This window comes from Marinovum sp. (assembly GCF_048263515.1).
In the GTDB taxonomy this organism is placed as follows: Bacteria; Pseudomonadota; Alphaproteobacteria; order Rhodobacterales; family Rhodobacteraceae; genus Marinovum.
In genome coordinates, this window is sequence record NZ_JBLXEC010000039.1 from 1 (window position 1) to 8,963 (window position 8,963).

General features: G+C 66.4%; 9 protein-coding genes. 7 read left to right on the top strand and 2 right to left on the bottom strand.

Going from position 1 to position 8,963, the window contains the following annotated elements; all coding sequences use genetic code 11:
- Positions 1-183: 183 nt before the first annotated feature.
- Together ACN0SE_RS19880 and ACN0SE_RS19885 are read right to left on the bottom strand one after the other, a co-directional pair.
- Positions 184-1,557 (bottom strand): sensor histidine kinase N-terminal domain-containing protein, encoded by a 1,374-nt coding sequence (locus tag ACN0SE_RS19880; RefSeq protein WP_417526271.1) that lies wholly within the window; start codon positions 1,555-1,557, stop codon positions 184-186.
- Entirely contained in the window at positions 1,554-2,225 is a 672-nt protein-coding gene (locus tag ACN0SE_RS19885) for a response regulator transcription factor (protein WP_417526272.1), read from the bottom strand. Before ACN0SE_RS19885 ends, ACN0SE_RS19880 begins: the two co-directional genes overlap by 4 nt.
- Before the next feature lie 155 nt (positions 2,226-2,380).
- On the opposite strand from ACN0SE_RS19885, the gene ACN0SE_RS19890 reads away from it, so the two are divergent.
- The 7 genes from ACN0SE_RS19890 to ACN0SE_RS19920 all read left to right on the top strand — a co-directional run bounded on the left by ACN0SE_RS19890 (position 2,381) and on the right by ACN0SE_RS19920 (position 8,939).
- A complete protein-coding gene (locus ACN0SE_RS19890) occupies positions 2,381-3,460 on the top strand; it encodes a tricarboxylate transporter (RefSeq protein ID WP_417526273.1) in 1,080 nt (359 codons plus the stop codon).
- Positions 3,461-3,542: 82 nt separating this feature from the next.
- Entirely contained in the window at positions 3,543-5,573 is a 2,031-nt protein-coding gene (locus ACN0SE_RS19895) for a tripartite tricarboxylate transporter permease (protein ID WP_417526274.1), read from the top strand.
- A gap of 13 nt (positions 5,574-5,586) precedes the next feature.
- Positions 5,587-6,675, top strand: a complete 1,089-nt coding sequence (locus ACN0SE_RS19900; RefSeq protein ID WP_417526275.1) for a 4-oxalomesaconate tautomerase — start codon at positions 5,587-5,589, stop codon at positions 6,673-6,675.
- 10 nt (positions 6,676-6,685) lie between these two features.
- A complete protein-coding gene (locus tag ACN0SE_RS19905) occupies positions 6,686-7,492 on the top strand; it encodes a universal stress protein (protein ID WP_417526276.1) in 807 nt (268 codons plus the stop codon).
- 10 nt (positions 7,493-7,502) lie between these two features.
- Positions 7,503-7,664, top strand: a complete 162-nt coding sequence (locus tag ACN0SE_RS19910) for a hypothetical protein (RefSeq protein ID WP_417526277.1) — start codon at positions 7,503-7,505, stop codon at positions 7,662-7,664.
- Between the two features lie 64 nt (positions 7,665-7,728).
- Positions 7,729-7,962 carry a hypothetical protein gene (locus ACN0SE_RS19915; RefSeq protein WP_417526278.1) on the top strand — a complete coding sequence of 78 codons (234 nt, stop codon included), beginning with the start codon at positions 7,729-7,731 and terminating at the stop codon, positions 7,960-7,962.
- Positions 7,959-8,939: a D-2-hydroxyacid dehydrogenase family protein gene (locus ACN0SE_RS19920; protein ID WP_417526279.1), complete on the top strand. Its 981-nt coding sequence runs from the start codon at positions 7,959-7,961 to the stop codon at positions 8,937-8,939. The genes ACN0SE_RS19915 and ACN0SE_RS19920 overlap by 4 nt, the downstream gene beginning before the upstream one ends.
- The last annotated feature ends 24 nt before the right edge of the window (positions 8,940-8,963 follow it).

Genomic DNA, 8,963 nt, shown 5'->3' on the forward strand with positions numbered 1-8,963 from the left:
CCAGCTACACGTGCGCCAAACAGGGGGTCATTTTTGGACGCCGATAGGGGGTCAAAATTGCATGCCGATTGACAGGCTCGTCTGTCTCCCTGTTTGGAAAACAGGCCAACGTCAAACAACGGACGTGTCGAAGAGTTGGTCATAGGGCGGTGCCTGAGAGCTTGGGGTTTGGGGAACCTCCACTCAGGCAGCATTCTGGCTCCGGATCGGCAGGTGAAATCCGAGCGTGGCACCGGTCTCAGAAGGCTCCATGCGGATGTCGCCGCCGTGGAGCCGGGCGACCTCTTTTACGATTGGCAGACCCAGACCGCTGCCGGCGCCGGGATCGAGTTGCCCGAAACGGCGGAATGCCACCGAGACGTCCCCGGGGCGCATGCCGCGGCCGTTGTCCGCAACCGTGAGGCTTGCCTGGTCGCCGATGAGGGCGGTCTCGACGCGGATTGCCGTCAGGTCGGGGCCGCCGTGGCGCAGGGCATTGTCGATCAGGTTGCGCAGCGCCTCGCCGATCAGCACCGGGTCGCCGGCGACGGGCAGGGGGACGGTGCTGCGGTCGAAGGAGAAGGCAATGTCGCGGTGCAGCAGATCGGGGGCCATGTCGGTGCCGACCTGTTCGGCGACATCGCTCAGATCGAACGTCTCGGCCGCGGCCGGGCTGTCATAGCGCAGCCGTTCCAGTGACAGCAGCTGGTTGGCCAGCCGTGCCGATTTGCGGGCGCCTGTGATCAGCTCTTGTTCACGCCTCCGTCGTTCCTCGGGGTCCTGCACTTCAGGCAGGGTTTCGGCCAGTGACAGGAGCGCCGCTGCCGGATTGCGCAATTGGTGCGCGGCGTCCGAGATGAAGGCCTGGTGCGCCTCGAGACTGCGTTCGACCTGTGCAAACAGGCGGTTCAGGGTGGCAACGATGCTCGACAGCTCGGTGGGGACGGGGCGTCGGATCGGGCTCAGGTCGTCGGGCGAGCGGCGGTCGATGGCGGCAAGCAGACCGCGCAGGGGGCGCAGGCCCAGTTGCACGCCGAACCAGACGACGACGGCCAGGGTCGCCATCAGCACCGCGATCAGCGCCGCTGCCCGCCAGGCCAGCTGCGCGGCCCAGTCGGCGCGGTCGCTCAGCCGTTGCCAGACGGTGACCACGGTGTCGCCGGTGAGGTTGCCTATGATGGTCCGTTCCGACATGCGCAGAACTCGGACCGGCTCGCCGCGGTACTCGGCCATGAGGTAAAGCGGCCCGCGCTCGCTCATCGGTTCGGCGGCGCGCGGCGGATAGGCGTAGCCGGTGACGTAGATGCCGCCGGGGCCGGTGACGTGATAGAATACCTCGCCGCCGCCCGCGTCCGAAATCAGTGCGCGGGTGCGGGGCGACAGGGCATCACCTTCGGAAATCGCCACGTCGCGCGCGATGGCCAGCGCGGCAGAGAGAAGACCACGGTCGAACAGCGTCTCGGCGGTGACCTGTGCCGCGTGATAGCGCCAGATGCTCAGCAGCACCGAAACCAACAGGAGCGGGGCGAGAATGGTGACGAACAGCCGCGTGCGCAGCGAGGTCGAGGTGGCGGTCATGCGCCGCCGATGTCCAGCATGTAGCCCAGCCCGCGGGCGGTCTTGATCTTGATGCCGTAACTTTCCAGCCGCTTGCGCAGTCGTGAGACATGCGGCTCGATCGCGCTGTCGTCGTGCTCGGCGCCGGTGCCGTAGACATGCGCCATCAGCTGCGCCTTCGACACGATCCGGCCGCGCCGTTCGAACAGGCATTCCAGCGTGGCGATTTCCTTGCGCGGGATTTCCAGCGGCGCGCCGTCGTGCATGAGCTGGCGGCTGGTGCGGTCGAAGACCAGCGGGCCGAGGTGGTCCTGCGCGGAAAATTCGAGGTTCTTGCGCCGCGACAGCGCCCGCAGACGCGCCTCCAGCTCGTCCATCTCGAAGGGTTTGGTCAGGTAGTCGTCGGCCCCCGCATCCAGCCCCGCCACCCGCTCCTGGGTTTCGCTGCGCGCGGTGAGCAGGATCACCGGCATCCCCTCGCCCCGACGCCGCAGGGCGCGCAGCACGTCGAGCCCCGACATCCCCGGCAGGTTGATGTCCAGCACCACGAGGTCCGCGCCTTCGCGGGCAAGGAACAGGTCGGCTTCCTCGCCGTCGTGCAGCACGTCGACCGAGTGCCCGCGGTCCTGCAGGCGATAGGCGATCCCGTGCGCCAGTTCCACGTTGTCTTCGATAACGGCAATTCGCATGGTTAAAACATTGTCACGTTGCGCAAGTTTGGCGCAAGGTTGGAACGCCATGTTGCGCTTATCGGATGAGGGGATTCGTTCTCCTCGTGTAGAAAATGCCGATCGCGCCGGGCGGGAGACCCCATCGCGATCATGACCGTCCAGGGAGGACACACATGTTTTCACGTACACTCGCATCCACCGTTGCCGCCGCCGCGCTGTTCACAGCGACCGCCGCGTCGGCCGAGGTCGACTTTTCCGGCAAGACAATCGAATGGGTGATCCCGTTCTCGGAAACCGGTGGGTCGGCCAAGTGGGCCAACTTCTTTGCCCCGCTGCTCTCCGAGCAACTGCCCGGCAACCCCACCGTCGTGGTCAAGTTCATGCCCGGTGCCGGGTCGACCAAGGGCGCCAACTGGTTCCAGGAGCAGGAGCACGAAGACGGCACGCTGATGTTCGGCACCTCGGGCTCGACCCAGTTCCCCTATCTGCTGGGCGATCCGCGCGTGCGCTATGAATATTCCGACTGGGTGCCGGTCATGGCCTCGGGCACCGGCGGCGTGGCCTATCTGAACGCCGAAGACGGCAAGAAATTCGACGGTTCCGCCAATAACCTCAAGGACATCGACTTCATCTACGGCTCGCAGGGCGCCACCCGTCTCGACCTCGTGCCGCTGCTGGCCTGGCAGATGCTGGGCATGAACGTCGAGCCGGTCTTCGGCATCAAGGGGCGCGGTGACGGCCGGCTGATGTTCGAACGGGGCGAAGCCAACATCGACTACCAGACCTCCTCGGCCTATCTCGGCGCCTCGGCAGACCTCGTCGCCGCCGGCACTGCAGTGCCGATGATGACCTGGGGTGCGCTCGACGAAGAGGGCAACATCGTCCGCGACCCGACCTTCCCGGACATCCCGAGCTTCAAGGAAGTCTGCGAAGCCACCGAGGGCTGCGAAACCAGCGGCGAGACCTGGGACGCCTGGAAAGCCTTCTTCATCGCCGGGTTCCCGGTGCAGAAGATCGCCTTCCTGCCCGCCGGCACGCCGGATGACGTCAAGCAGGCCTATGTCGAGGCGTTTGACGCCGTGCGCTCGGCGCCCGACTTCAAGGATCGCGCGGCCCAGCAGGTCGGCAAGTACCCGGTCTTCGTAGGTGACGGCGCGGCGCGGGCCACCAAGGAAGGCACCACCGTGTCGGCCGAGGCCAAGGCATTCGTCGCAAACTGGCTCGAAGAAGCCTACGGCGTTTCGCTGAAGTAATAATCGAGCAGTCGAGCGGCCCGGTGCGTTTACGCCACCGGGCCGTTTTGCTCTTCCAGACATCCAACAAAAGGCAAGCGCGATGGACGTTCTCGCTACGGCCCTGCCGGCTCTCGGCGACGCATGGGCTCTCATTCTGCAACCCGTTGTTCTCGGCTACCTGGTGCTGGGTGTCGTCATGGGCTTGGCGGTCGGGGTCTTTCCGGGCCTGGGCGGCATTGCCGGCCTGTCGCTGCTTCTGCCCTTCATGTTCGGCATGGAGCCGGTTCTCGGCCTCGCGCTGATGATCGGCATGGTCGCGGTGGTGCCCACATCGGACACCTTCGCCAGCGTGCTGATGGGCATTCCGGGCTCGTCCGCGTCACAGGCCACGGTGCTCGACGGCTTTCCGCTGGCCAAGAAGGGCCAGGCGGCGCGGGCGCTCTCGGCGGCCTTCACCTCGTCGCTCTTCGGCGGGCTGGTGGGCGCGCTCTTCCTGACGATCTTCATCCTGGTGGCGCGGCCCATCGTGCTGGCCTTCGGCCTGCCGGAAATGCTGATGATCACCGTGCTCGGCCTGTCGATGGTCGCGGTGCTGGCCGGGCGCGTGGCGCTCAAGGGGCTGGCGGCGGCGGGCCTCGGCATGATGATCGGCACGATAGGCGAGGCCGACGCGGGCGGCAGCCTGCGCATGGCCACTTATGACATTCCCTATCTCACCGACGGTCTGGCGCTGGTGATCGTGGGCCTCGGCATCTTTGCCATCCCGGAAATCGTCAGCCTGCTGCGCCAAGACCGCTCGATCGCCAAGGACGCCAAGCTGGGCGCCGGCTGGGGCGAGGGCGTGCGCGACTGGGTGGCCAACAAGTGGCTCTCGGTGCGCTGCTCGCTGATCGGCGTGCTGGTGGGCATCATCCCGGGCCTCGGCGGCTCGGTCGTCGACTGGATCGCCTATGGCCACGCGGTGCAGACCACCAAGGACAAGTCGCAATTCGGCAAGGGTGAAATCCGCGGCGTGATCGGGCCGGAGAGCTCGAACAACGCCAAGGAAGGTGGCGGCCTGGTGCCGACGCTGCTGTTCGGCATCCCCGGGTCCGGCTCGATGGCGATCTTCATCGGCGCCATCGCTCTGCTCGGGTCCGGCGATATCGAGGTCGGCCCCTCGATGCTGCGTGACAACCTCGACATCACCTATTCCATCGTCTGGCTGCTGGCGCTGGCCAACGTCGTGGGCACGCTTCTGTGCATCGCGGCCTCGGGCGGCATTGCCAAGCTGACCACCATCCGCTTCACCTATCTCGCGCCGTTCCTGTTCATGCTGATCTCCTTTGCGGCGTTCCAGTCGGGGCAGAACTTCGAGGACCTGCTGGCGCTCTTCGTGATCGGTCTGATCGGCATCTTCCTGCGCCGCTTCGACTGGTCGCGCCCGGCCTTCCTGATCGGCTTCGTGCTGTCGAACCCGGTCGAGAAGTTTTCCAACCAGGCCTTCCAGATCGCCTCGTTCCGCTTCCGCAAATCGTTCGAAGAGGGGATGGACTACATCTTCTCGCCGATCGTGATCGTGCTGATCATCGTGACCGTGGTCTCGGTGGTGCTGGGCATCCGTCAGGCCAAGACCATCATGGCAGAAGGCGACGTGCAGTCGGGCTCCAAGCGTGCGCCGGTAATCTTCCTGCTGGTGATCGTGGCCTATCTGGTCACCGCGCTGATCAATGCCAGCCTGATCCCGGACTACAACCTGACCGACAAGATCGTGCCGCTGGTCATCGGGGGGATCGCGCTGTTCTGCTGCCTGATCATGATGGCGCAGATGATGATGCGCCCCGAGACCGACGTGATCTTTGCCGACAAGGAAGTGGCCGGTGAAGACGCCGATGCGCCTTACGGCCTCTGGCCGACGCTGGCCTGGTTCGCCTCGCTGATCGTGGCCACGTATTTCGTGGGCTTCATCCTGGCGCTGCTTGGCTTCCTCACCGCCTTTCTGCGGGTGCGGGCCGGGGCCAGCTGGACCAAGACGGCGATCCTGACCGCCTGCGGTCTCGCGCTGATGTGCGTCATGGCCGCCTCGCTTAACCGCGACTTCCCGCCAGGACTGTTGCAGGACGCGGTCGATCTGCCGTGGCCGCTGCGCTGAGGAGGGGAGTGACATGACACAGACAGGCATTCCGTTCATCTTCATGCGGGGCGGCACTTCGCGCGGACCCTACTTCAACCGCGCGGACCTGCCCGAGGATCTCGAGACCCTGGCGCAGGTGCTGATCTCGGTGACGGGATCGGGCCATGTGCTCAACATCGACGGCATCGGCGGCGGGGCGGCGGTGACCACCAAGGTCGCCATGCTCTCGCCCTCGGACGACGACTGGGCCGACGTCGACTATTTCTTCGCCCAGGTCTCGGTCGAGGATCGGCTGGTGGATTTCAAGCCGACCTGCGGCAACATCCTGTCGGGCGTTGGCCCGGCGGCCATCGAGATGGGGCTTGTGAGGCCTTCGGGCGACGAGACCGAGGTGAAAATCCGCGCGGTCAACACCGGCGCCAAGGTGCTGGCGCGGGTGCAGACCCCGGGCGGGGTGCTGACTTATGACGGCGACGCCGAGATTGCCGGCGTGCCCGGCAGCGCCGCGCCGATCGCGCTCAACTTCATGGGCGTCGTCGGCTCGTCCACTGGCGCCTTCCTGCCCACCGGCAACCTGCGCGACACCATCGACGGCATCGAGCTGACCTGCATGGACGTGGCGATGCCCATCGCCATCGCCCGCGCGTCGGACTTCGGCCTGACCGGCCACGAAAGCGTGGCCGAGCTCGACGCCAACCGCGACTTCTTTGCCCGGATGGAGGCGGTGCGGATCAAGGCCGGCGAGTTGATGGGCATGGGCGATGTCACGAAGTCGGTCACCCCCAAGTTCGGCCTGCTGGCGCCGGCGCGCGACGGCGGCACCATCGCCACGCGCTACTTCATGCCCTGGAACACCCATCCGAGCATGGCGGTCACCGGCGCGCAATGCCTGGCCTCCTGCGCGCTGACGCCGGGGACCGTGGCCGACGGTCTGCTCGACCGGCCGAGCGAGAGCCCGGCCAACGTGGTGCTGGAACATGCCTCCGGCACCATCGAGGTGCTGGTGGATTTCGATCTCAACAACAGCTTCAGCCTGAACTCCGCGGGCCTGTTGCGCACCGCGCGCAAGCTGGTGGACGGCAAGGTCTATGTGCCCGCGCACATCTGGGAGGGCCGCTGAAATGCCCGTGATGAACCTGCTCGTCGCCTTCAACGGCTCGGAGGCCTCTGCCGCCGCGCTGCGCTATGCCGCAGCCCTGGCCCGCGACCGCAAGGCCCATGTCACCGCGCTCTTGGCGCACAGCGGTCATGACGTGATCGACCGCTCCTCGCGCTGGATCCCGAAAGAGGCCCGCGCGCTGCTGGCCGAGGCCAATGGCAGCATCGTCAAAGGCATCGAAGACGCCTTCGAGGCCCTGCGTCCGGAGCTGGGTCTCGGCGAGGCCCTGACCTTTCGCGAGATCACCGGCCGCGTCGACACCACCCTGTCCGAGGCCGCGCGCTACTACGACGCGATCATCGTCGGGCGGCACATGGACGAAGACGACGAACATGTCACCGTCCACCCCGACCGCATCGCGCTGCTCTCGGGCCGCCCGGTGATCGTTGTGCCCGAAGGCCATGACGCCGGTGCCCGCCACAACCACGCGGCGCTTGCCTGGGACGGCAGCCGTTCGGCGGCGCGTGCCCTGTCTGACAGCCTTCGCCTGCTCGAGGCGCAAGGCAAGGTCAGCGTGCTGACCGTCGGCAAGCGCTCTGGCTGGCCGGTGGCGGATCTCATGACCCACCTCGCACGTCACGACGTCGAAGCGGTGCACGAGGAGTTCCCTGAAACCCATCCCGTCGCCGAGACCATCCTCGCCTATTGCCGCCGCAACGATCCGTCGCTCCTGGTGATGGGCGCCTACGAGCATTCCAAGTTCCGCGAGGACTTCCTTGGCGGTGTGACCGCCAATGTCCTGCGCGATATCCGCATTCCCGTTCTCCTGTCGCATTGAGGAAAGACCAATGCCCGAATACGAAAAACTCCGCGCCGCGATCCGCAGCCTCGAAACCCTCCGGGCCGACCTTGCCCGCCAGCTGGAAGCCCACGAAGGCGATCAGCGCACCCTGACCGACCTGCACCATCGGGTCAGCAAGGCCATGACGGCGCTCTCGGCGCCGGGCTGACGGCGCGGATTGATTTAGTGGGCGAGTGATTGTATGCTTCGGTATACCGCAATGAGGCGACGCCATGACCGATCTTCCCGACATCGACCTTGCCGCGCGACACCTGCGCCGCGCCCTGGACGAGGTGCAGCACGAGCTGGCCGCGTATCCCGGCCCGATCGCGGGCTGTGACCAGCAGTATACCCATCTGCTGGCCACCCGGAGACGGCTGCGCAACGCCCTGAACGCGCTGGAGGGCGAGGTCTTCGTCGCCACCCCGCGCACCTTGCATCCCGGTGCGGGCGTGGAAAGCCGATGAAGGTTCATATCCTCGACGACTGGTTCGACACCCTGCGTGGCTTGCCCTGTTTTCGCCTGCTCGACGGCCACGACGTCACGGTCTGGACCGATCACGTCGCGGATGAAGCCGCGCTGGCCGACCGTCTGCAGGACGCCGAGGCGCTGGTGCTGTTCCGCGAGCGCACCAAGGTCACCCGCGGGCTGCTGGAGCGGCTGCCGAACCTGAAGCTGATCTCGCAACGCAGCGTTTATCCGCATGTCGACGTGCCGGCCTGCACCGACCAGGGCGTGCTGCTCTGTTCCAACATGCACTCCGACACGCCATCCTACGCCGCAGCCGAGTTGACCTTTGGCTTGATTCTCGCCGCCATGCGCCAGATCCCGCAACAGATGGCCTCGGCCAAGGCCGGCACCTGGCAGATGGGCGTCGGCAAGACGCTGCGCGGCCGGACGCTGGGGCTGTATGGCTATGGCCGGATTGCCGGGGCTGTCGCGGATTACGCCCGCGCTTTCGGCATGAACGTCGTCTGGTGGGCCTCGGACGAGGGCCGCGCGCGCGCCGAAGCCGATGGTGAGACGGTGGCCGACAGCCGTGCCGCGTTTTTCGCCGACAGCGACGTTGTCTCGCTGCACGTGCGGATGAAGCCCGCGACCAAGGGCATCGTCACCGCCGAAGACCTCGCGCAGATGAAACCCGGCGCGCTCTTCGTCAACACCTCTCGCGCCGGGCTGATCGCGCCGGGCGCGCTGCTGGACGCGCTAAATGCCGGGCGACCCGGCATGGCGGCGATCGACGTCTTCGACCAAGAGCCGATGACCGATCCGTCAGACCCGCTGCTCTCGCATCCCAACCTGATCTGCACCCCGCACATCGGCTTCGTCACCGAGGACGAGTTCGACCTGCAGTTCACCGACATCTTCGAGCAGGTCAACGCCTATGCCAAGGGCGCCCCGATCCACATGATCAACCCGGAGGTCTGGACCGCCGCCGGATGATCCCGGCGACAATCGGCGCCCCGA